The sequence below is a fragment of the Mediannikoviicoccus vaginalis genome, from assembly GCF_928097925.1.
GTDB classification, from domain to species: domain Bacteria; phylum Bacillota; class Clostridia; order Tissierellales; family Peptoniphilaceae; genus Mediannikoviicoccus; species Mediannikoviicoccus vaginalis.
Genome location: NZ_CAKMRI010000001.1, coordinates 1,469,832 through 1,492,618, shown reverse-complemented (window position 1 = coordinate 1,492,618; position 22,787 = coordinate 1,469,832). Strand labels below are relative to the sequence as shown.

General features: G+C 35.2%; 25 protein-coding genes and 2 pseudogenes. 2 read left to right on the top strand and 25 right to left on the bottom strand.

Translation table 11 applies throughout. The features are described 5' to 3' along the window. Positions 1 to 3: 3 nt before the first annotated feature. From L6651_RS06890 to L6651_RS06865, 6 genes are all read right to left on the bottom strand, one after another. Complete coding sequence (locus tag L6651_RS06890) at positions 4 to 657, bottom strand: ZinT/AdcA family metal-binding protein (protein ID WP_237037225.1); 654 nt, start codon at positions 655 to 657, stop codon at positions 4 to 6. 531 nt (positions 658 to 1,188) lie between these two features. Beyond that, positions 1,189 to 2,262, bottom strand: a complete 1,074-nt coding sequence (msrB, locus tag L6651_RS06885) for a peptide-methionine (R)-S-oxide reductase MsrB (protein ID WP_237037224.1) — start codon at positions 2,260 to 2,262, stop codon at positions 1,189 to 1,191. Positions 2,263 to 2,371: 109 nt separating this feature from the next. Beyond that, positions 2,372 to 2,824, bottom strand: coding sequence for an OsmC family protein (locus tag L6651_RS06880; protein WP_237037223.1), 453 nt, complete (start codon positions 2,822 to 2,824; stop codon positions 2,372 to 2,374). Further along, positions 2,814 to 3,992, bottom strand: a complete 1,179-nt coding sequence (locus L6651_RS06875; protein WP_237037222.1) for a cobalamin-independent methionine synthase II family protein — start codon at positions 3,990 to 3,992, stop codon at positions 2,814 to 2,816. Before L6651_RS06875 ends, L6651_RS06880 begins: the two co-directional genes overlap by 11 nt. Then, complete coding sequence (locus tag L6651_RS06870; protein ID WP_237037221.1) at positions 3,982 to 4,809, bottom strand: phosphate/phosphite/phosphonate ABC transporter substrate-binding protein; 828 nt, start codon at positions 4,807 to 4,809, stop codon at positions 3,982 to 3,984. Before L6651_RS06870 ends, L6651_RS06875 begins: the two co-directional genes overlap by 11 nt. 21 nt (positions 4,810 to 4,830) lie before the next feature. After that, positions 4,831 to 5,961 (bottom strand): acyl-CoA dehydrogenase family protein, encoded by a 1,131-nt coding sequence (locus L6651_RS06865; RefSeq protein ID WP_237037220.1) that lies wholly within the window; start codon positions 5,959 to 5,961, stop codon positions 4,831 to 4,833. A gap of 169 nt (positions 5,962 to 6,130) precedes the next feature. Here L6651_RS06865 and L6651_RS06860 point away from each other — a divergent pair. Both L6651_RS06860 and L6651_RS06855 read left to right on the top strand, forming a co-directional pair. Continuing rightward, positions 6,131 to 6,676: pseudogene (locus L6651_RS06860) on the top strand (3-hydroxyacyl-CoA dehydrogenase NAD-binding domain-containing protein); the annotation flags it as partial. Then, entirely contained in the window at positions 6,653 to 7,099 is a 447-nt protein-coding gene (locus L6651_RS06855) for a 3-hydroxyacyl-CoA dehydrogenase family protein (protein ID WP_255784958.1), read from the top strand. The pseudogene L6651_RS06860 and the gene L6651_RS06855, both read left to right, overlap by 24 nt. Positions 7,100 to 7,155: 56 nt before the next feature. On the opposite strand, the gene L6651_RS06850 is transcribed toward L6651_RS06855, so the two are convergent. The 19 genes and pseudogenes from L6651_RS06850 to L6651_RS06765 all read right to left on the bottom strand — a co-directional run bounded on the left by L6651_RS06850 (position 7,156) and on the right by L6651_RS06765 (position 22,762). Then, complete coding sequence (locus L6651_RS06850) at positions 7,156 to 8,058, bottom strand: diacylglycerol/lipid kinase family protein (RefSeq protein WP_237037219.1); 903 nt, start codon at positions 8,056 to 8,058, stop codon at positions 7,156 to 7,158. A 117-nt stretch (positions 8,059 to 8,175) separates the two neighbouring features. Further along, on the bottom strand, positions 8,176 to 9,333 hold the full coding sequence (locus tag L6651_RS06845) for an ArgE/DapE family deacylase (RefSeq protein ID WP_237037218.1): 1,158 nt from the start codon (positions 9,331 to 9,333) through the stop codon (positions 8,176 to 8,178). Between the two features lie 11 nt (positions 9,334 to 9,344). Next, positions 9,345 to 10,616, bottom strand: a complete 1,272-nt coding sequence (locus L6651_RS06840) for an MFS transporter (protein ID WP_237037217.1) — start codon at positions 10,614 to 10,616, stop codon at positions 9,345 to 9,347. A gap of 310 nt (positions 10,617 to 10,926) precedes the next feature. Beyond that, on the bottom strand, positions 10,927 to 11,400 hold the full coding sequence (locus tag L6651_RS06835; protein WP_237037216.1) for a DUF3267 domain-containing protein: 474 nt from the start codon (positions 11,398 to 11,400) through the stop codon (positions 10,927 to 10,929). A 162-nt stretch (positions 11,401 to 11,562) separates the two neighbouring features. Continuing rightward, entirely contained in the window at positions 11,563 to 13,092 is a 1,530-nt protein-coding gene (locus tag L6651_RS06830) for a YifB family Mg chelatase-like AAA ATPase (RefSeq protein ID WP_237037215.1), read from the bottom strand. Between the two features lie 9 nt (positions 13,093 to 13,101). Continuing rightward, complete coding sequence (locus L6651_RS09445; RefSeq protein ID WP_334301423.1) at positions 13,102 to 13,446, bottom strand: MOSC domain-containing protein; 345 nt, start codon at positions 13,444 to 13,446, stop codon at positions 13,102 to 13,104. 96 nt (positions 13,447 to 13,542) lie between these two features. Next, positions 13,543 to 14,001, bottom strand: a pseudogene (gene moaC / locus L6651_RS09440) (cyclic pyranopterin monophosphate synthase MoaC); the annotation flags it as partial. Continuing rightward, entirely contained in the window at positions 14,002 to 14,952 is a 951-nt protein-coding gene (gene moaA, locus L6651_RS06815) for a GTP 3',8-cyclase MoaA (protein ID WP_237037214.1), read from the bottom strand. Between the two features lie 29 nt (positions 14,953 to 14,981). Next, positions 14,982 to 15,938 (bottom strand): hypothetical protein, encoded by a 957-nt coding sequence (locus tag L6651_RS06810; RefSeq protein WP_237037213.1) that lies wholly within the window; start codon positions 15,936 to 15,938, stop codon positions 14,982 to 14,984. After that, positions 15,925 to 16,494 (bottom strand): type II secretion system protein, encoded by a 570-nt coding sequence (locus tag L6651_RS06805; protein ID WP_237037212.1) that lies wholly within the window; start codon positions 16,492 to 16,494, stop codon positions 15,925 to 15,927. Before L6651_RS06805 ends, L6651_RS06810 begins: the two co-directional genes overlap by 14 nt. Further along, positions 16,472 to 16,810 (bottom strand): type II secretion system protein, encoded by a 339-nt coding sequence (locus tag L6651_RS06800; protein ID WP_237037211.1) that lies wholly within the window; start codon positions 16,808 to 16,810, stop codon positions 16,472 to 16,474. Before L6651_RS06800 ends, L6651_RS06805 begins: the two co-directional genes overlap by 23 nt. Next, on the bottom strand, positions 16,794 to 17,216 hold the full coding sequence (locus L6651_RS06795; RefSeq protein ID WP_237037210.1) for a pilus assembly FimT family protein: 423 nt from the start codon (positions 17,214 to 17,216) through the stop codon (positions 16,794 to 16,796). Before L6651_RS06795 ends, L6651_RS06800 begins: the two co-directional genes overlap by 17 nt. A gap of 2 nt (positions 17,217 to 17,218) precedes the next feature. Continuing rightward, positions 17,219 to 18,442 (bottom strand): hypothetical protein, encoded by a 1,224-nt coding sequence (locus L6651_RS06790; RefSeq protein ID WP_237037209.1) that lies wholly within the window; start codon positions 18,440 to 18,442, stop codon positions 17,219 to 17,221. Next, a complete protein-coding gene (locus L6651_RS06785) occupies positions 18,439 to 19,152 on the bottom strand; it encodes a prepilin peptidase (protein WP_255784687.1) in 714 nt (237 codons plus the stop codon). Before L6651_RS06785 ends, L6651_RS06790 begins: the two co-directional genes overlap by 4 nt. Next, a complete protein-coding gene (locus tag L6651_RS09395) occupies positions 19,152 to 19,523 on the bottom strand; it encodes a prepilin-type N-terminal cleavage/methylation domain-containing protein (RefSeq protein ID WP_305067683.1) in 372 nt (123 codons plus the stop codon). The genes L6651_RS06785 and L6651_RS09395 overlap by 1 nt, the downstream gene beginning before the upstream one ends. A 9-nt stretch (positions 19,524 to 19,532) precedes the next feature. After that, the gene (locus tag L6651_RS06775) at positions 19,533 to 20,618 is read right to left on the bottom strand and encodes a type II secretion system F family protein (protein WP_237037207.1); all 1,086 of its coding nucleotides are present in this window, start codon (positions 20,616 to 20,618) and stop codon (positions 19,533 to 19,535) included. Then, positions 20,618 to 20,956 (bottom strand): ATPase, T2SS/T4P/T4SS family, encoded by a 339-nt coding sequence (locus L6651_RS09515; protein WP_465221315.1) that lies wholly within the window; start codon positions 20,954 to 20,956, stop codon positions 20,618 to 20,620. The genes L6651_RS06775 and L6651_RS09515 overlap by 1 nt, the downstream gene beginning before the upstream one ends. Before the next feature lie 23 nt (positions 20,957 to 20,979). Beyond that, positions 20,980 to 21,807: a GspE/PulE family protein gene (locus L6651_RS06770; RefSeq protein ID WP_237037206.1), complete on the bottom strand. Its 828-nt coding sequence runs from the start codon at positions 21,805 to 21,807 to the stop codon at positions 20,980 to 20,982. A 202-nt stretch (positions 21,808 to 22,009) separates the two neighbouring features. Then, positions 22,010 to 22,762, bottom strand: coding sequence for an amino acid ABC transporter ATP-binding protein (locus L6651_RS06765; RefSeq protein ID WP_331473709.1), 753 nt, complete (start codon positions 22,760 to 22,762; stop codon positions 22,010 to 22,012). Positions 22,763 to 22,787: the final 25 nt, after the last annotated feature.

Below are 22,787 nucleotides of genomic sequence, written 5' to 3'. Positions count from 1 at the left end.
TTTTTATTCAGCTATCTCCTCATAAACTTGGTCAAGAGTTACTGTTGGGCTAACGAAAGTAGGATACCAGTCATCCATTCCTAACATACTTTCAACGTCACTTCCTGTTCTTAAGTGGAAGTGAGGCATAGTCTCTTCACCATGAACAGGCATTAATAAAACATGTTCAAACTTTCCATCTGATTTGAATTCGTACCAGTAGTAAGTCTTTCCACCATGTTCCATTGGATGTTTGTCAACATATTCAAAATTTGAACTGTCAATTTCATTTCCATTTGGAGCGTCATAGAAAGTAATCTTTCCATCTTCAATCTTAACTGCACCAAATTCTACTTTCACATGTTCTGCAAAGTTTTGCTTTGCTTCCTCTTCAGTAATCTTATCTCTTTCAGCCACTTCCTTGTATGCTCCTTGAACTTTTTCGTCATCAGCATAAGTAGCTATACTATTCCATTCGCCCTCCCAGTCAGAAAGAGAAGCTTCTTCCTCATCATCATGGTCGTGGTCGTGATCATGGTCGTGGTCGTGACCAGCACTTTCTTCAGTGGTTACATTACCGGCAGTGGTGCTGTCTTTGTCTCCACTCTTTTCACAACCTGTAAAAGCAAACATTCCAACTATGGCAAATGCCAAAAGAATTTTAAAACTATTTTTCATTTTTTCCTCCTAAATTTGTCCTCGCCATCCATAGCACCAAACTTATAGGGGGTAAGTTAATTACTTTTATGAATTTTAATATGTAAAATCCATTTGCTACAGATGGCAAGGATTAATAATGACAATCTGATTTGGGATTGATATTGATTATCATCTCATTGACAATTGTAGCACCATTTTTGCTTTAATGCAAATGTTTTTTATAATATTTTTGTTAACCATGCTTAAACATTGAAATTAAGCCATCTTTGATAATACCTATCAGCTAGCTATGAATTAAAGTTTTTATTTTACTTAAACTCCACTTAAACCTTTAAATTTAGCCATTTGTTTCTTGTTAATCGAACTTAACCGAAGCTTTTAGATAATTCAGGAATATTTTTTATAATTAAAATCATTCCAAAATCTAAATTTTATTTTTCATTTTTTGAATCATAAAATTTCCATTAAAATTTTAAAAATTTCACACCCATTATCAATTAGAAATTAAAAAAAATCACAAAAAAAGGAAGACCTTCGTCTCCCTCTTAATTATTTTACTTTATCAATATAGTCGCCGTAACCTTCTTCTTCCATCTTGCTTAGTGGAATAAATCTAAGTGACGCACCATTTATACAATACCTTGCGCCGCCTTTGTCCTTTGGACCATCATTGAACACATGTCCAAGATGTGAGTCGCCAGTTTTACTTCTCACTTCGACCCTGCTCATGTTAAAAGAGTTGTCGCTTTTGTAATTTATATTTGAATCGATTGGCTTTGTAAATGAAGGCCATCCACAGCCTGCGTCATACTTGTCCCTTGATGAGAATAGTGGCTCTCCACTTACTACATCCACATAGATTCCCTCTTCATAGAAGTCGTCGTATTCAGAAGTAAAGGCCCTTTCCGTTTTATCTTCTTGAGTTACTCGGTACTGTTCTTCCGTAAGTTTTTTCTTTAATTTTTCTTGCTCCTTCTCTATTACTTTGCCCTTTGTATCTAGTGGCTCATCTGCCAGTGCAAGATTAATATGGCAATATCCTCCCGGATTTTTATCTAAATAATCTTGATGATAGTCCTCTCCGAGAACAAAATTATTTAGTGGTTCAACTTCAACTGCAATTTTTTCATCGAAAAGCTCTTGTTTTTGTCTTATAATTTCATCAATAATGAGTTTGTCGTTTCGATTTGTATAATAAATTCCAGTTCTATATTGCCTTCCTCTGTCATTGCCCTGTTTGTTTACAGATGTTGGGTCAATTATTCTAAAATAATGTTCCAATAGATCCTGCAACGAAACTCTGTCTTCATCATAAATTATTTTAACAGCCTCACTGTGGTCGGTTTCCTTTACTTCTCTATACGTTGTATCTTTGGTTTTTCCATTTGCATATCCAACGGAAGTGTCAAGAACACCTGGAACTTTCTTGAAGTATCCTTCCACTCCCCAAAAGCATCCACCGGCTAAGTAGATTTCATTTCTATTTTTTACATTACTCATATCTATATCAGTCCCTTCTGTATTTCCCTTGTTTGAATTTGTATTCGAATTGTTTTTATAAAACTTAACTCCAATAATAACTAAAACTATCATGAAAATTATAAAAACTTTATGTCTATTCATCTTATCACCTCTAAGGTTTATAGTAAATTTATACCAAAATGATAAGATTTTAAACAAAAGGAAATAAATAAAAAACTGCTGGAGCGTACTTTCATACACTCCAACAGTCCTATAAGACAGTTTTAAAATTAACCTCAATTTTTTCTTTAAAGGAGTTGTAGATTAATGTCCTGTCTAAAACTTCTTTTAAAAAATCTTCTAATTCTTCGCCTTCTAAAAACGAAAATAAATAGATATCTATATTTATCTTTTCTATTAAAGCGCTTTCTTCAAATCCAATTACATTAAGCAGATACATTGGATTTTTTATAGTTAAATTCACTTTCGCTTCTATATCTTGAAGAATTTCTCCACGTTTTTTTGCTACTCTCTCCATAGTAAGGATTATTTCAGATACTATGGCTGAAACAAAGTAGTCTATGGATGTGAATTCTTCTTTCTCTGAGTCAAATGAAATTGCGGAGTCTATGGTAAGTTGCGACTTTTCGTTATATACCTTTACATCGTCACTCTTAACTACTGCTCTATAGTTTTTCTCAAAGAAATTAATATTATCTTCCATATTCTTTCCTTAGTCTGTCACGAGCATCTATCATGGATTGTAATTTGTTTTTGATATTTTCGTATTCATTTACCGGTCTATTTGAGAAAGTTGCAAAGCCACAGTCTGGATTTAACCAAAGATTTTTTGGTTCAATATATTCTAGAGCCTCTTTTGCCCTATTATATATCACATCTTCATCTTCTTTTTCGTCAAATCGTGGATTGATTACACCAAGTCCCAAAATAACCTTGTTCCTAATCCTATCGTCACTTAAAAGGGATTTTATCTCTCCAGCTCTCGGTGTCGAAAATTCAAGGGAAAGTAAATCTGCATTAATATTTGCGAATAGTTCTATAAGTGGAGTATATGGTCCTTCTAGTAAAATACTTTCGTTCTTACTCCAGTTACCTCTGCAAACATGCATTGAGGCAATGGACTTTTCTCTGTCAATTCCGTCCATAACGCCTTTTATAAGATGGGTTGCAAACTTCAACTCCTCTGTTGGATCCTTTCTTTGCGATAGAGATGCACACATAAAAGTTCTCGGTCTACCTTCTGTAAATACAATTTCCGTTAAAACAGGTTCGTCAAACTGGATTACATCAACTCCAATTTCCTGTAGATTTTTTATTTCTTCTTTGAAGATTCTAATTACATCTTCTCCCAGTTCCTCCTTGCTATCATAGTATTTTGAGCTGACATTTGGTAGCCACATACTTCTAGTAACAAGGTATGGACCTGGCATAGTTATTTTTACCGGCCTATTAGTAAGGGATTTTAAAAGTTTTAATTCATTTAATACTATATCTCCCTTATATTCCAATTTACCAGTACAAATAGCGTTCTTTATTGAAGAAGCGGGAACATCCAATGTGGTCAAGATGTTTTCAAACTCCCTCTTGTCATCTACATAGTCGAGCATCTCCGCCATGCTCATCTGGGTAACTCCTCCCAGTTTTTCAGATATGAATGAAACGTAATTGTCTCTTTCGATTTCACCACTTGTAATAATGTCTATGTCAAGGTCTTCTTGCAGTTTAATAACTTCTCTAGTCTTTTCTTCTATTAGCTTGTCATAACTAGCTTTATCAATTAAATTTGCAGACAGCTTTCTACGGGCAAGCAAAATCTCCTTGCCCCTTGGCATAGATCCAATTAAAGCAGTTTTAAATAATTTAGTTTCCACTATTAAAGCCTTCTATAAAATTGTCTAAATATTCATTCGCTTCTGTGATTTGTTTAAATCCGTCACGTCTACCAGGAAGCCATTCAGTAAGTCCTTCAAGGTCCATAATTTCTTTGTCCTCTTCCTTGTTGTAGTCCATCTTGAACATTATATCGTCAAAGGCCTTTATGTCTTCGTCTGAAACTTCTGGATTGAAAGTGAATATGCAGTGGTCAAAGTGGTCAGTCTTGTCTAAAACTTCAACAGCGTTTTTGTCAATAGTTCCATCAGCTACCCATGCATCGTAGTTTAAGTCTAAGCAGAAAGTTGCATCAACTTCGTCATTTAACATGGCTTTCATGCTATCAAGTTCACCACCAACATGGTCTCCGTGTAGGCCAACTCCTATGTCAAATCTCTTTTCTTCATAGTCCTTTCCAAATTCCAAACCCTTTTTATGAAGGTGGTTGATAGGAATAAGTCTTGCTTGAGGTGAGTCGATCGCACCAAATCCAATTGTCTTTCCCTTTAGGTCAGCAACTTCTTTGAATTTGTCCTTCTTTACAACAAGATAGGTCTTTCTATCTTGGTCGGTGTTTCTCATGCAGCCTATTTTTTCCTTTCCATCAAGTCTTAGTCTTGCATCAAGTTGTGCAAGTGGAGAGTTCCAAGCTACATCTATATCGCCATTAACTAAAGCATCCACTTGAAGTTTGTAGTCTTTAAAGAAAACAGCTTCAATTTCAGCTCCACGATCCTTGTAAAACTTTTCAATCATTTCCCAAATAACTGTAACACGAGGAGCGTATATAACTGCTCCAACCTTTAATTTTTTCATTGTATCTCCTTTATCCTAATCCTATAGTAATGGTTGTCCTGTAATTGCCTTGCCTAGCCATACATTAAGCACGTCTAGTGATGGAGCCATAATTTGTCCTGCATATGCATCTCTCATCAATCTTTCGATTTCGCTTGCCTTGTTGTAAGTCTTTCCACCACCAACTCTCATTGCAAGTGTTGCTGAAGCTATGGCATTGTCAATTGCAGCGATTCTTGCAGCTATAATCTTAGCAACTGCATCAGCTTCACCGTCAACTAAAGATCTTGCAGCAAGTTCTGTAAGAGCCTTTGAACTCATAGCATTTTTGTAAATTGTTGCAAGGTGAATTTGAACAGTTTCTATATTAGCTAAGTTGCTTCCATCAGGATATTTTCTATTTAGTGCATATTCATTTGTAACACTTGATAATTTTAAGTTTAGTCCAGTGTAAACACTTGCAAGTCCTAAGATGAAATATGGTGCTACTACATTAAATACTTGGTCTTGTCCTGAACCTTCTTCACCGATTCTATTAACTTCATCAAGTTTTACATCATTTAATCTCATTGGGCAAGAAACATTTCCCTTCATGCCTATACCTTTCCAGTGTTCCATCTTAAATTCCAATCCTTCAGATTCAAGAGGAACTAACCAGTTGTTAATTGCTCCTTCTTTTTCTGTTGATGGAGTTAAGATTAAGTAATAACTTGCGTTTGTTGCGCTTGTAACCATTGACTTAGTTCCATTAAATGTAAATGTTCCGTCATTATTATTAGTTACTTTAACTTCAGGAATATAAAAATGTGTTCCTGTTCCAAATTCTGAATAAGCTAAAGCCATAAATTTATTGTTGTTCACAATATCATCTACAACTTTTTTCTTCAATTCTTCATTGCCATTAGTTAATACTGTCATAAGTGCAACGTTGTGCATCATGTAGCATAGACCTGCTGTTGGATTGCTTTCTGCAAAAGCTAATACAGCTTGTTGATGTTCTACAGCAGTTTTTCCTAATCCTCCCATTTCTTCTGGAATAAGAAGTTTAAAATATCCTTCTTTTCCCATAGCTTCGAAAGATTCTACTGGGAATTTTCCTTCTTCGTCACTACGACGACTAAATGGTGCAATGTGTTCTTTAGCAAATTCTTTTGATTTTTCGTAAAAATTCATTTTTTACCTCCTGATAATTTTATTTACATACTTATAATACCAGCCTATTAGTTAATTGTCTACTTTTTTAATATGTTTTCTAATTTTTAAATAAGATATTAATCTATTGTAAAAACTTCTATGAGTTTGGGTATATAATATGAAACAGGAAATTTAAAAGGAGAATATAATGGTTAGAAAATTTAAAACAGCATCCGTCATAGGCGGTGGAGTAATCGGTTCGTCTTTTACATTGCTTTTTGCGATGGGCGGAATGAATGTTAAAAATTATAACAGAAGTGCCGAAGGAGAACTAAAATCTAAAAATAATATCGAAACCTACTTAAACGAATTGGTGGAAAAAAATGTAGTTTTAGAAGAAGACAGAAATATAATTCTTTCAAGAATAAGTTTTACCAATAGTCAAGAAGATGCTATCAAATACGCTGACATAATTGAAGAAGCTCTTCCAGAAAACTATGCTATAAAAAAAGAATTTGTAAAGACTTTTGAAAGTTTTTCAGATAGAGAATGCGTTCTATGTTCTGCAACCTAAGGACTACTCATTACAAAAATAGCAGAAGACGCCAAGTACCCTGAAAGAATTTTTGGAGTTCACCCCTACAACCCTCCTCACCTAATCCCTCTAATAGAGGTTTCACAAGGAGAAAAATCAGACCCAATATTGGCAGATGAAATAAAAGAACTTTTTATAAAATTAGGCAAAAAACCAATTATTATAAGAAACGAAGTTCCTGGATTTATAGCTAACAGACTTCAAGCTGTGGTATTAAGAGAGATGATGGACTTAGTTTATAAAGATGTAGTAAGTATGGAAGATGCTGAAACTGCACTTACCTTCGGTCCAGCAATAAGATGGGCGATTATGGGACCAGGACAGATATTTGAACTCGGCGGAGGTGAACGCGGACTTCAAGGACTTCTTGATCATATAGGTCCTTCTATGGAAACCTGGTTAAAAGACGCAGCCACATGGACCGAGTTTACCGATGATATAAAGAAAAAAACTGTAGACGGAGTTAAAGAAGCTATCAAAAACAGACCGTCTGATATTGGAAACACCAACGAAAGTCTTACAAAGTACAGAGATGGAATGCTCCTTGAAATCTTGAGACTACACAGAGATTTTAAAATCTAAAACGATTTAAAAGCATAAAAAGTCTCCTTACCAAATAACATGGTATGGAGACATTTTCATATTTTTTCATTACATATGTTTGCAAATTTCAAAGCTTTTGGTGAAACTCTAAAATCTAAATAATCAGTTTTAAAAATTTCACCATCAACATTGACCATAAGTTCTTTTTCAAACTCGATTCGACCCTTAGTCAGCTCTTGAAAGTAAATTAATTTATGTGAAAGATGCTTTCCTTTTTTATATTTGAAGACAAGTGGAATAAGTTTTAATAAAGACATCTCCTCCGCTAAACAGATTTCCAAAACTCCGTCACTTACATCTGCATTTGGCGATGGATTAAAACCTCCACCGTAGTAGCCGCCATTACAAATGGCACCAAGAAGAAAATCTCCTTCTAATTCTAAAGACTCACCATCCTTTTCAACATAGCATTTTAATTTGTATTTTGGTATCTTAAAAATATTTTTTAAAACCGCCCTTGGATATGCCCTCTGACCAAGCTTTGGGTTTTTCTTTAGAAGGTCATAGGCAGTCTTTAAAATTACAGTATCAAAACCAAAACTCAAAACATTTACTGAGTATCTGTCGTTCACCTTGATTAAATCGATGTTTTCAAATTTTGGATTAATAGTGTCCTCTATTTTAAAATTTTTATAGTCAAAATTTTTAGAAAAGTCATTGGCAGTTCCCGAAGGAATAAGTCCCACAGCAAACTTTGCATTAACTTTTTTCATTTCATTGACAACTTCATTTAAAGTGCCATCTCCAGAGCAAACATAAAAAATTAGTTCTTCATCATCATGGTACTGCCAGACCACTTCCTTGGCATGGTCTTTATGCTCCGTCTTTATAATTTTATATTCTAAATTATTTTCACCGTAAGAAGAAATAATACTTTTTTCAAGTTCATCAAAGTAACCACTTCCCGCCTTCTTACTCATTAAAAATAAATATCTCATTTAATCACCTTGCCATATTATAATATAAAGAAAATTTTGGTACAATTAATTCTTTTATTAATAGATACCCAGCAACGCCTTTAAAAAATTATTAAAAAAAGCGACCTAAGCCGCCTTTTACATCTTTAAAAATTTAATTGCCGTGTCTTTGAAAATACGAATTGTGTCCACATATTCATCTAGCTCAATGTACTCGTCCACCACATGGGCCTCTTTTGTTAGTCCCGGTCCATACACCAAAAGCTGTACATCGTTCGAAATATGAATAAAACGAGACAGTTCACAGGTTCCAATTAGTGGTCTTATTTGAACATTTTTGTCAAAAGCCGCTTCCTTTAAGGCTCTAATTAAATCATTGTCTTTTTGAGCCTCAGCCGGGTCCAACACTTGAATTAGTTCAAGACTTAACTTTGCACGACTTTCGTCCCTATTATTTTCTTCAATTGCCTTTTCTAAAATTCCAATGGACTGTTCTGATCCAAACTCAGGCACCGTACGAATATTCCCCTTAACAAAGGCCTTGTCCGGCACAGAGTTAATTTGAATTCCGCCTTCCATAATTGAAAACACATTTAGTGTAGAGCCCAGTTCTTTATTTTGAAAATCTTTGTTAGCCGTAACTTCGTCAAATTTTTTTTGCACCTTTTGTATAAAGTCTGCAATTGCCGTAATTGCGTTTACCCCAATCTCTGGCATTGATGAATGGGCTGCCTTTCCTTCGGCGTGAACCGCATACATAATTGACCCCTTTGATGCAAAAATCCCTTGGTTTTCTCCATCACGCTTTGTAGGTTCCGGTGTTATGATTGCATCCACATCCTTTAGGTATCCACCTTCCACAAGGTCAAGGGCTCCCTGCATTCCCATCTCTTCGCCAACGGTTCCAATGAACCAAATCTCTCCAGGAAAATCTTTTTTCTCTTCAATAAGATCAAGAAGTGCATAAATTCCAGCTGCAACTCCCGCCTTCATGTCCGCTGTTCCTCTGCCATACATCTTGCCGTCTTCAACCACACCTTCAAAAGGTGGATAGGTCCAGCCTTCGCCAGCTGCAACAACGTCAAGATGTCCAGAGATTGCAAAGACTTTGCCCTTTTCACTTCCCTTTAGCTTAACGATAACATTAGAGCGACTAGGATACGAAGGAATTATTTCCGTTTCCACATTGTCATAGCCTTCGAAAAGATTTGCAATATACTTTGCAACTTCGTCCTCTCCATCATTTACCGATTCAAATTGTATTAAGTCCCTTAAAATAGAAATATATTTTTCCATGAAATCCTCCTCTATTTTTCACTCTTACCTTCATATGGCTTTGCAGTTTTATGAGCAAGAAGCCATAGTAGTCCCGTTAAAATTGCAAAACCAATATTGATTAGCCATGCAAACCTGTAGCTTCCCGATGAATCAAAAATAAAGGAAACTAGAAGTGGTCCAAAAGCCGCACCAACTTGAGTACTTGACTGTACAAACCCGTAGGCTTCTCCATACATCTTACGTCCATAAATTGAAGAAGTTACAAGAGGTGGCAGTACCGAGCCAAGTGCAAGGCCAAAACCAAACACGATGGCAACTAGCCAAGGTCCAAAGGGTTTATCAACAAGAAGCATGGAAACAAAACTAAGGGCCAATGTGCTAGCACCAAAAATAATTGCATGATTAATACCATACTTGTCCGCAATTCGACCAAGCAATAACTTACCAAAAACTCCAACTAGTAAATAGATTGAAACTACAGTGCCTGCCACTTGAAAGCCCACCGCCTCTTGAAGCGCCGGTGGAAACTGAAGTGACGCACCATTGGCAAGGCCGTTCATAACAGTTCCAAGTAAAAGGAAAATAAAAAAGCTGCATGATAGTGATGCTCCAATGGAAAGCCCCACATTTAAAGACTTGTTAGAGTCCACTAAGCTACCTACAGACTCGTCCTCTTCCTTATATCCATATGGTTTAAGTCCCTTGTCCTCTGGCTTTAAATAAATTAAAAAGAATCCAAAGACAATTGCTAAAACCAAAATTATTAAAGCGTAGACCCTATAGGACATTCTCCAGCCCATGTTTTCAATAAGCATATTTATAAGAGGACTTAGTAGCGCACCTCCCGCAGAAATTCCCGACACTGCGATGGAAGTTGCAAGGCCCTTCTTCTCTTGAAACCAGTTGTTGATGAGCATCATCATAGGAATTTGCGCAGTGGTTATATAGGACGCACCAACCACAAAACCTAAAATATAAAAATGATACTTACTTTGAGCCATAGAATATCCAAAGACAGCTAGAGCAAAAGTAATTGCCGCCGCTGTCCAAATGCGTTTAAAATTATATTTAGTTAGCATGACAGAAATTACAGGACCAAGGAAAATTCCCACAGCTTGAGTAATGGTTCCTGTAAAGGAAAATGCAGTCCTTGAAAAGCCCAAGTCGTTAGTAACAGCAATCTGCCAGCTATTCGATAATGAGTTTACCACCGGCACATACACTCCCAAAGTGAGCGTAGTCACCACCAAAATTATCCAGGCGTAATGAAAACCGCCCTTTTTATTTAATTTATCATCCACAATTTTCACCTTCTATATTGCCCATGTGGGCAAATTAATTCTTTAATCTATTATAGTACAAATTTAGTAAGATTACATTTGTTAAAAAGTTTTTAAAAGAACCCTTGTCCCTATAGACTTGGGTTCTATTTTAATTAGCGAGAACTTTGTTTCTTCTATTAACTCAAATCTTTTTCAAAAAAACTTACGCCCATTTCTGTTGGGTTATCGTAAAGCAAAACATCTTTTCCCTCTACATTCCTTGATAAAATCAAGTATGCCATTATAATATCTCCTCCCGCGGCGAAAATATAAAACGCTCCAAGTATTGTTAAAAAACACTTCCCATGGCAAATCCTAAAATTGTTGGCACTATTCCTAAAAGGATTAGTGGCATTAGTAGTCCCAAGACATATTGTCCCTTTTTCATTGGCACTTTGCATGAGCAGTATGGCGTTAAGTACTTCCACATAAATCCAAATGCAACGTCCTTAAAGCCATTTTCAGTAAAGAGTGACCATGTAAGGCCATGCAGTAGTTCGTGTATTACAATAAACACCATGGATGTAATTATAAAAAACATAAATTTTTTTATATCAAGCAAAAAATTTATAAAATCATCTATGGAATAAAGTTTCACATAGAATTTAAAAATCAAATACATTATTGGTGCGAAGATGAAGAGCACAATTATATTTGCTTTAACTATGCCCATACCTACTTTTGTTTCTTCATATTCTTTTTCAAAAAGTTCTTTGGAAACTCTATTAAAAATTTCTATTCTTATTTTTTCGTCCTTTGTCATATATTCCTCCCTATTCATTATATGGAAGAAAAGTCTTATTGTCCATATTTTTGCACTTTTCAAACAAAAAACTGTTGAGGTTTTGTTCATACCCAACAGTTCCTTTTTTTATTATTTTAATTTGTAACAACAATCTTTACTAGATATTTGAACATTTATACTCTATCCCCAATACTTTGTATCAACAGTTCTAAAGCGTATTGCTTCAAGCAAATGCTTTTCTTTTATCTCTTCGCTTTCATCAAGGTCTGCAATGGTTCTGCAAAGTTTAAGAATTTTATTGATACTTCTGGCTGAGAATTTATATTTTTGGTACGCCGCTTCTAGTAATTCGTTTAAGTTGTCGTCAAGTTTAACATATTTTTTTATAAGTCTATTGTTCATTTGACCATTGGTCTTGGTCTTTTCCCCTTTGAAACGCTCTCGTTGAATATTTCTCGCCTTCACTACTCTTTTTCTAATCTCTTTGGATGGCTCTTCTGGCGTTTTATCCCTTAAGTCCTTTAGCTTTACTGGCTTAACATCCACATGTATGTCGATTCTATCAAGGATTGGTCTGGATATCTTTCCAAGGTATCTTTGTATTTGTGACGCGCTACATGTGCACTCGTGTTCCTCTGAACCGTAGTATCCACATGGACATGGATTTGCCCCCGCTATAAAAAGGAAGTTTGCAGGGTAAGTAAGAGTTGCGTTAGCACGGGAGATGGTTATAGTCTTTTCTTCCAGTGGTTGTCTCAAAACTTCTATGGTTGATTTTGGAAATTCTGGAAGCTCGTCAAGAAATAGTGCACCATTATGGGCCAGGGAAATCTCTCCTGGTTTTGGAATTCGTCCTCCACCTATGATGGACACCGATGAGCTGGTGTGGTGTGGCGCTCTAAATGGTCTTTTCTTTACAAGTCTATTTTCTTTTAGCTCGCCGCTAACTGAATATATTTTTGTACATTCCATGGATTCTTCAAAGTCCAGTGGTGGTAGGATTGTAGGAAGTCTCATTGCTGCCATTGTCTTTCCCGCACCTGGTGGCCCTATCATAAGCAGATTATGTTCTCCTGCCGCTGCAATTTCCATGGCTCTTTTTAAATTTTTTTGTCCTTTTATTTCTGAAAAGTCTATGTCGTATTCTACTTCTTCTTCAAAGTCGCTAAACACGTCTTCGTTAAACGGTTCTATGTCTATATTTTCGTTTAGATAGTCCACGAGGTTTGTAAGATTGTCCACTGGGATTATGTCAACGCCTTTTACTAATGAACACTCTTCTTTGTTGTCCACGGGAACTATTATTTTTTCAAAGCCCATTTCCTTTAGTGATATTGCCATGGGCAGTGCTCCGTCAACTGACATTAATCTTCCATCTAGGGCAAGCTCGCCTATAAATGCAATGTTGTCCTTTGGCTCTTTTATTATGGTTCCATAGGCTGTAAGGATTGATATTGCAATTGAAATATCTAGCTGAGAACCTTCCTTCTTTAAGTTTGCCGGCGCAAGGTTTATGGTGATCCTTCCAACGGGAAATTTAAATCCGGAGTTTGTTATTGCTGAACGCACTCTCTCTTTTGCTTCTTTAATTGATACATCTGCCAGCCCAACTATATTAAATGCTTGAAGTCCTCTTGCAATATCTGCTTCAACTTCTACTTTATATCCTTGTAAACCTTCAAGAAAACAGGTGTATATCTTTGAATACATAATAACTCCTTAGTCTAAAAGCTCTATCTTGTCGCCCTTTTTAATAGGCCCTCCCTTTAATACTTTTGCAAAAATTCCTTCCGTTGGCATGATACAGTTGCCAACTTTTTGTTTTATTGCACAGCCCTTATGGCATTTTTTTCCAATTTGTGTAACTTCTAAAAGGCTATCTCCTATTTTAAACTTTGTTCCAACGGGAATTTCGTGTAGAACTAGTCCCTTTGTTGTAATATTTTCTGCAAAGTCTCCGTCTTTTAAGTCCGGTAGTCCCATGGCCTTCATCTTGTCTATGCTTTCAACTGCAAGTAAACTTATTTGTCTATGCCAGTCGCCTGCATGGGCGTCTCCTTCCAGTCCAAAGTTTTCTATTAAATTTCCAACTTCTACTGGCGTTTTTATTACGCCTTTTTCCTTTGAGATGTTTACGTCTATTACTTCTCCAACGCCTCTTTTGTAGTGGCCGGACTTTCCTCCAACTTTTTCCACTAATTTCACTTCCTCTATTACCATGCCTCTGTCTATGGCCTTGCACATGTCGTATATTGTTAGGGCTGCAGTGGAGCACCCTACCAGTGCTTCCATTTCAACTCCAGTTTTGCCTGTGGTCTTTGTTGTGCAGTATATGTCTATGCAGTCTTCTTTTACTTCGAACTCTATATCCGCTCCCGTTAGTAGTATGGTGTGACACATGGGAACTTGTTGCGGAGTGTTCTTTGCTCCCATAATCCCGGCAACTTGCGCCACTGAAAGCACATCTCCTTTTTTTATTCCACCACTTTTTATCGTTTCAATGGTTTCTCTTTTCATTCTTATGGTTGCCTTTGCCGTAGCAACTCTAAGGGTATCGTCCTTTGAGGACACGTCCACCATCTTGGCTCTACCCTGTTCATTTATATGAGTTAATTCCATTTATCCTCCAATTTCATTCATGTCGGTTTCGTTGTACTTTCCCTGAATTAAAGAATGTCTCTCGGGCTTTTCATTAACGGCCTGTAATATAACTTTTTTTATGTCTTCGCCATTTCGAAGTGGCGTCTTAATATCCACTGTCTTTTTAGAGTGAAGACATAGTACTAAATTGCCCTTAACTGTAAGTCTTAGTCTGTTACAGTTTTTGCAAAAGTTACATGATATTGGGTTTATAAATCCAATTTCTCCCTTGTAGCCATCTATTTTATAATAATTCGCCGGTCCTGATCCTATGCTTTCTTTGACCGGTTTTAAATTGCCACATAAATTTATAAGTTCTTCATTTGAAATGTAGTCGTCTCTATTTTTTATGGCTTCTCCAATGGGCATTAGCTCAATAAATCTTACGATAATGTCTTCATCTTTCGTAAGTTCTAAAAAGTCTTTGTACTCGTCAAGGTTAAATGACCTTTGTACCACCGTGTTTATTTTTATTGGTTTTATGCCATACTTTTTGCAAGCTTCGATGCCTTCTATAACGTCTTGTAATTTGCCACCTCTTGTAATGTAGCTATATCTATCTTCTTTTAAACTATCTAGAGAGATATTCACTCTATTTAGTCCCGCTTCTTTTAAGTCTTTCGCCATGTCCTTTAAGAGGATTCCATTTGTGGTCATTGAAATATCTTCAATGCCCAGCTCTTTTATTCCCCTTATTAAGTCCACAACGCCATATTTTACCAGTGGCTCCCCACCGGTAATTCTAACTTTTTTTATGCCCAGCTCTTTGAAGGCCTTTACTATTTCTATATATTCATCAATTGTAAGTACTTGCCTGGAGTCCACCTTGTGAAAACCGTCTTCCGGCATGCAATACCTACATCTTAAGTTGCATCTATCTGTAACGGAAATTCGGAGATAATCTATCTCTCTTCCAAATCTATCCTTCATATTCTCACCTATTTTAATTATAACATAGGTTACTTAATCATAAGCCTGTGAACCTTTGGTCTTAAGTTGAGACCGAAGGCGTCTTTTAATCTTAAAATTTCTTCCTGTGATGTGGTTGATATACCTTCATATTTTGAAACTTCCACAACTTTTCCATTAACTTTTACATCTTTATATGGTGAGTGGTTAATTAGTATGCCATTTAGTGTTATGCTACCAAGTTTTTCTCCCTCTTCTTCAAGCATGGCTATTCCCTTTAGCTGTGGCGCATCTTCGGATAGCACTTCGAAACTTTTTAAACTATAAAAGTAGTCGCCATCCAAAGTTTTAAACTTGTCCAAGTAGTCTGCTATATCTATTTCTATTACCTCTTGGTCTTCTGCCTCTTCATCTTCCACTTCGTAATCTTCCTCTATGTCTTCTTCATTAAAACTCTTTTCTATTTCTCTAAGAAGCTCTTCATAATCTTTTCTATCTAAATAATAAAGGGTTTCGTCCTTTTGATAAAAAACTATATCATCGCCGATTTTTTCCAAGTCATTTTCAATTATCTTTTGAATTTCTTCATCACTTAATTTAACTTTGGAATTATCGTCCAGTAATTTTGAATTATTTTTTTCCACCACAATATTATTTTTTGTGAAGGTATTTTTATATTTCACTTCATAGGACACTACAGTTCCTCTTTCGTTTTCACCAAATGCTAGACGAACTGGTCCGTTGTAGCTTTCAAGGCCCAAGTCTCCTATTTGTACTTTTTTAAGACTTTCTTTTGACGGATCTTTTGTAAATTCTATAAAGTTTTCGTCGTTTATTACTATGTAGTAAATCGACCTTGCAATTAATTTGTTTTGGTAGTAGTCCCCCTGGTTTATGACCTTCCTTGACTCCGTCTTAACGCCTAAAATAAGTACGGTTATTATGGAAACTAAAAGCATAAAAATAATAAGGGTGTAAATTGAAATATATCCTCTAGTCTTCTTCACTTTGCCCCTCCACAAATATGCCTAGTGTGCTTTCTTTATTTGTTCCACTTTCGTCAAAGGAAAAGTTTAACTCTATGTAGTTGGAAGCTCTATCAAAGAAAGTTTTATCAATGGACTCTACATTTTCACAAATAGTGTTGGTGCCTTGGTAATAAAGCTTTCCCTCTTCTTCAATGGGAAGGTAGCTACTGTAAAGCACCCTTTGAAGCTTGTCGTTATTTAAATAGTAATACACATAATCGTGGCTATATTCCTCCATGTCCTTATATGGAAGTATTTCTATTACAAATCCTAAGTTGTTGGAGCGAAGTCTTTGGGGAAACTCACTTTCCTCATAAACTTTGTAGGACCTTGAAATCTCCTTTTCTATATAGCTTTGGGCATAGCTGATGGACGACTTCTTTTTATTATATTCAAAGTCGGTTTTCAAAATATTTAGTGAAAATCCCATCAAAACTGCTATGACTGAAAGGATTACAAGGGATATTGCCATGGCAAGGATAACTTCAAGCATTGTAAAACCCTTGGTCTTTTTATTTAGGAAGGATGGTTTCATAAACTTGTTCCCTTTCGCTATTTTTATCTAATACTTTAACTTTTAGCTTCTTAAAATCGCCAAGTGAAGTTATGTCGTAACTCACAACATATTTTTCATCTTCCGGTATGGAAATTGTACTGTCTGTGGAAATATCTGCAATTATTTTTTCTGTAATGGTTTTTGAATAATTCGTAAACTCCAAGTAGTTCTTTTGTCTATTTCGAAGGTTTGAAATATTTCCCAGGGCTGGAAGGGTAAATGCAACTATAATACTTAATACAAAAAGTGCCACAAGGCATTCTAATAATGTAAATCCTTTAAATTTCTTTTTCAACAAGATTCACCTTCCCTGTGGCAACTTCAATAGTAATAATGTATTCCTTTTTTTGTCCGAGAATGTAATATGTTCCCGCTTTGCTTGGCGCTCCCGTAGTGGTAAAGCGAAAGCTATTTCGTTCTAGCACTTGTAATTTATTTAAGTCTAGCTTATCCACCACTTCATAACCCTTGTTAACTTGCACCATGTTTTCATTTCTAGAAAATGTTACGGTATGAACATATCCACTTGTAATGGACGCGTTTCTCGCTTCGTTTATGGTCCTTAAAACCGACTGGATTTCAATTTTCTCTTGATAATTTGTTAAAAAATCGTACCTAAGCGACCCAACTCCAACCAATAGTGCCAATATGGCAATGGTTAAAATAAGTTCAATTAATGTAAATCCCTTTGTCTTTTTCATAATTAATTAAAGTAAATATCTAAATATTTTCCATGTTCTTCATCTACAAAGCCATATCTTGAGTCTTCGTTTGGAAATATCTTATATCTATTGTCGCCAATTCCAGACACCTTTCCACGATAGATTTGACTTCTCTTAACACGAATAAAGTAAATCCCTCCGCCGGATCCTTCAGCTATAATATTGTCAGTATTGTTGGAATAGAACTTGTAGATACTATCCGATGAGACAATTTTTTTCTTATACTTCTCTTCGCCCTTTGGATTTATGTCAATATACATAATCTTTAGGGACTCTCTGTCATAGATATCGGTATATGAAGAAAAGATTCCATTTTTTAGTGCAATAAATGAAAAGAACTGTTCCGACGGCTCTATGGGAATTTTTTCCACATTGTTATCTTCATCAACAAGATAAAAATAACTGTTATTCTTGTCCTTGCCTTGAGCAATTAGACGGTCGCCGCTGCTATAAATCCTATCTTGTATCTCGTCCACAAAGTCAAATGAAAATATATCATTTGAACTTTCATCAAGTAGCGGAGATACATTGTACTTACCATCTTTCAAATTAAGATAGTATAGGTCATCAAAAGCATACAAAAATTTTGGTGCAAACTTTTGTTTTTCCAAAGTAATTACTAAGGTAATCCCACCGTCTTGAAGTTTTCCAATGGAATAAGTTTTGTTTTCAATACTTTTCCCAAAGAAAGGATCTGTAGGTGTATTATTTGTTGGCAACGTTTTGTTTTCAGTTTTATGCTTTGTCTCTTCAGTGGCCTGTACGGTTTCTTTAGACTTATTTTCGGTTTCTCCAATATCTGTAGCTTCCGCTCTCTCATTAAAAAAATCTTTTCCGCCATCGCCAAAACTAATGTAAATATCCCCTTGATAAACGATAAGGTCGTGAATTTTCATTCCCTTTTGGAAGTTATATCTCTTAACTTCCCTTTCAGCTTGGAAGTCATAAATCATAAGGGAATCTACTATTTTGTCACTGTCCTCGTCCTTTACATCATGAATTAAGATATAGAGTCTATTCTTATATGCCTTTAGAATTTCATACTCTTCTTCTATTTTAGGAAGCTCATACTCAATCATGCTATAGTCTACATCCATGTCTTGAACGGTATATTCTTCCTTTTCAACTTCTTTAACCTGCTCCCTTGAACAGGCGATTGTAATTAACACCATTAAAAAAATAAATACTTTAAGTAGTTTTTTCATGCTATCATGCCCTTTACTATTTCCAGTATGATAAAAGACGAAGCGATTATTGGAACAAAAGCAATCTTCATCTTCCTATCTCTCTTCTTTAAGTATATCACGAGGGCAACTAAACCACCTACCACAGACATAAGAAAAAGAAAGATTGTGGTTTCGTAAAAATTCAAACTTAGGTTTAAACATATAATAAGTAAAATATCTCCAAACCCGGCGTACTCTTTTCTGCTTAACATATAACCTATTATAAGAAGAAGGATTGAGATAATAATTTTATAGATTACTTCTTCCTTAAACCAAAAATTGTAATAGGATAAAATAGCACATAGAAAAAACACGCCTAGTATATGTGAATAGTAGATGTCTTTTGTTTTAAAGTCAATTATGGACATGGCAATTAGTAGTGAAATTAAAGTGGCCATAAAAATTCCTTTATAAAAATCATCCACAAATGCATTTACCATTACGAATAAAAAACCAAAAAGAATTTCAGAAATAGGATACTTTATGGAAAGTTTTTTATTGCAACAGCTACTTCGCCCCCTTTGAAATAAGAAGGACAGTATGGGAACGAGATTATAAAAGTGAAGCCTTTTATGACAGTGGTCACATACTGAAAATGGTTCTGTTATAGGGTGAGAAGTTTTTCTCATAATTTGAAGATTCAAAAACGACCCCATAACAGAACCAAGTATAAAGGAGAAAAAATTCATTATTCTTTTAGTTCAATGATTCCCGGGGAAACTTCAACATCGCCTTTATCTGTAATTGTAACAGTATAATCTTGTCCAGCTTCGCCGCTAAGTTCGGTTATTCCCTTTGGAACCTTTGGATAATTCTTTACATATTCCTTGTGACTTGCATCCCCTGGCCAAGTTGCAGCCCCTCCACCATTTGCAACATAGTTAAGCGCCGCCGACTCAAGCGCCCTAACATTTGCATTGTGGGCAGTTATTACAGACTTTCTCTTAGAGTTGTTGTACTTAGGTAGTGCAATTGCCGCAAGCACTGCAAGGATTGCTATTACAATAATCAGTTCAATTAATGTAAATCCCTTTGTCTTTTTTCTGATAAGTTTTTTCATAGTTCCCCCTTAAAAGTTATATGAATTTATTAAATCAAACATAGGAGTGGCAATGGAAATTACTATAAATCCAATTATTATGGCCATCACTATGATGATTGCAGGCTCAAATATCCTTAGCATGTTGTCTATGGCGTAGTCACTCTCTTCGCTGTAGTGAGTGGAAATAACATTTAATATATCGGAAAGCTCTCCTGTTTGTTCACCGACTTCAATCATTGATGAAAATAGTTTTGGAAGCTCTTTTATTTCGTGAAAAGTTTCAGAAATACGTTTTCCATTTTGAATTTCTAAAATCCCCATCTTTATTCTCTCTTCTAAATATCTATTACCAATGCCTTCAGAGATTATTGAAACCGCATCAATAAAATTAAGACCTGCATTGGTTGAAATTGAAAGGGCCATGGCAATCTTCCCCGTTAGGACCTTTGAATAATTCTTTCCAACTATGGGAATTTTAAATTTAAATTTATCTACTGCCAGTTTAAATCCAGTCTTCTTATAGAGTAGCACAAATATAAAAATGAATATTAAAATAGCAACCAACAGCGTGGCGCCGTGATTGTTAAAAAATGAAACTATTACAATTAAAACTTTCGTGGACTTAGGAAGTGTGTTTTCGCTTTCCCTAAACAAGTCCAAAAAGGTTGGCATAACATATGTAAAAATAAAAAACAAAACACAAATTGCAGTTAACATTAAGATAATCGGGTACACCAAAGCGCCCTTTACCTTTTTGTCAATCTGATCCGTCCTCTTGTAGTAGAGAGAAAGATTTTTAGAAATTTCTTCAATCCTTCCCGTCTCCTCTCCAGTTTTAATCATGGTAATAAAAAATTCTTCAAAATTCCCATGCCTGGAAAAGCTCTCAGAAAGGCTATGACCCATTAGAAGATCGTTATACACTTTATTTAAAATATAATTTAAACTCTTAATCTCCCTTTGGTCCTTAAGAATGTAAACCGCATCTTCAGAATTAATCCCCGCCTTTAAAAGTGAAGAGAATTCATTTAGGAAGATGGATAGGTCCTTATTATTTTGTTTTATGTAAATTGGTTTATTAAGTACTTCTTTAAAAGCTTTAAAATCAATCATCATACTATAGAAAGATTGGCAAGCTCTTCAAAGGAAGTGTTTCCCTTTAAAAACTCAACGCCACCCTTGTACTGTAAATTTTTAATATCCTTTTTCTTGCCCAGCGCCTTAAGAGCGTCTAAATTGACATCAGGTTCAATAAGCTCCCTAAAATCCTTGTCAATAATAACTATTTCAACAAGGGCCTTCCTTCCAAGATATCCTTCATTGCAGTGTTCACAGCCACATGGCTCATAAACCTTTGTGGGAAATTCAGAAATGCCTATGGATTTTAAATAGTCAATTCTTTCCGAACTTAAAGAAACTTCCCTCTTACAATTAGGACATAGTAGACGAATAAGCCTTTGAGATACAACACCTCTTAGACTTCCCTAATCAAATAATCCTCAACACCCATGTCAAGTAGCCTTACAATGGCAGAGTAGGCGTCATTAGTATGTAAAGTTGAAAAAACTTTGTGCCCGGTAATGGAAGACCTAACGGAAATTTGTGCAGTCTCCTTGTCTCTGGTTTCACCAACTAAAATTATCTCTGGGTCTTGACGTAAAATTGCACGAAGAGCATTTGAAAAATTAATGCCCGCCTTTTCATTTATCTGAATTTGGTTAATACCAGAAATCTTAAATTCAACTGGATCTTCAACAGTGATAATATTTACCCTGTCGTTATTTAATTCCCTTAAAAGAGAATACAAAGTTGTAGTCTTGCCACAACCAGTTGGCCCAGTTAAATAGATAAGACCATTATCAACCTTTGCCAGGTTTAAAAGCTTATACATATCCTCTTCATTAAGTCCAAGGTTTTTCAAACTTATTTTGTTCTCGTCTTTTTCAAGAATTCTTAGTACAACCTTTTCCCCATAGATAGTTGAAATTGTAGAAACACGAATATCCACATTCACATTCTCATAATCAAAATTAAAAGAACCGTCCTGTGGAAGCCTCTTCTCCGCAATGTTAAGCTTAGACATTACCTTTATTCTACTAACATACCTCTCATACTCTAGCCTAGAAATAGCATCTTCAGTGTATAGCCTTCCGTCAATACGAAATCTAACCCTTACACTTTCAGCAAATGGTTCAATATGAATATCAGAGCAGCCCCTTTGAACAGCTTTAAAAATCAATTCATTTACATTTAAAATAATATCATCTGGCTTTTCAACAAGCTTTTCTTTTCTTTTAATCATAATAACCACACTTTTAAAAAATATTAAAGAGTACATCTATATGGTAGCATGATAAATTATAAAAATCAACAATATTTTTATATTTTTGCGGCAAAGTGTTGTGGTTTTATAATTAATATTTTATGATGAGATATCTTTTTTATTACATTAGAATAATAAAATTTAATTCATTAATTTGTGTGACTATTAGAATTTTTGATTTTTACTTATTAATACTTAAAAAATCTCTAAGTCTACTGCTGCTAGGATTATTTAAAACCTCTTCAGGGCTACCATCTTCTGCAATTTTTCCATTTTCCATGAATAAAACTCTCGTAGCCGTTTCCTTTGCGAAATTTATTTCATGTGTAACTATAATCATAGTTACTCCAGTAGTTGCCAGTTTTTTTATTGTACTTAAAACTCCTGCTACTAGCTCAGGGTCTAGTGAAGATGTTGGTTCATCTAAAAGTAAGATATCCGGCTTAACAGATATAGCTCTCGCAATTCCGACTCTTTGTTGTTGTCCTCCTGATAACCTAGATGGATACTGATCTTTTTTTTCAAGCATTCCTACCATCTCTAAGGAATCTAACGCTATCTTCTCAGCCTCTTCCTTATTAATTTTGTGCACTAATCTAAGTGCTTCCATTACATTTTCTAGTACAGTCATGTTCTTAAATAAATTATAATGTTGAAACACCATCGCTGTATGCTTTCTTATTTCTGTAATATCTTTTTTATTATAATTAGAGGCATCTATTGAAGATCCATTTAATGTTATTATCCCTTCGTCTGGTATCTCTAAATAATTTATACATCTTAACATTGTTGATTTACCAGTTCCAGAAGGTCCAATTACAGCTACGATTTCTCCTTTAAAAATTTCAAGATCTATTCCATTTAATACTTTAATATTTTGTCCAAAGCTTTTTTTTAAGTTTTCTATCTTAATTATAGGTTTGTTTTCGCTCATAATAGCTCCCCTTTTTATAAATATA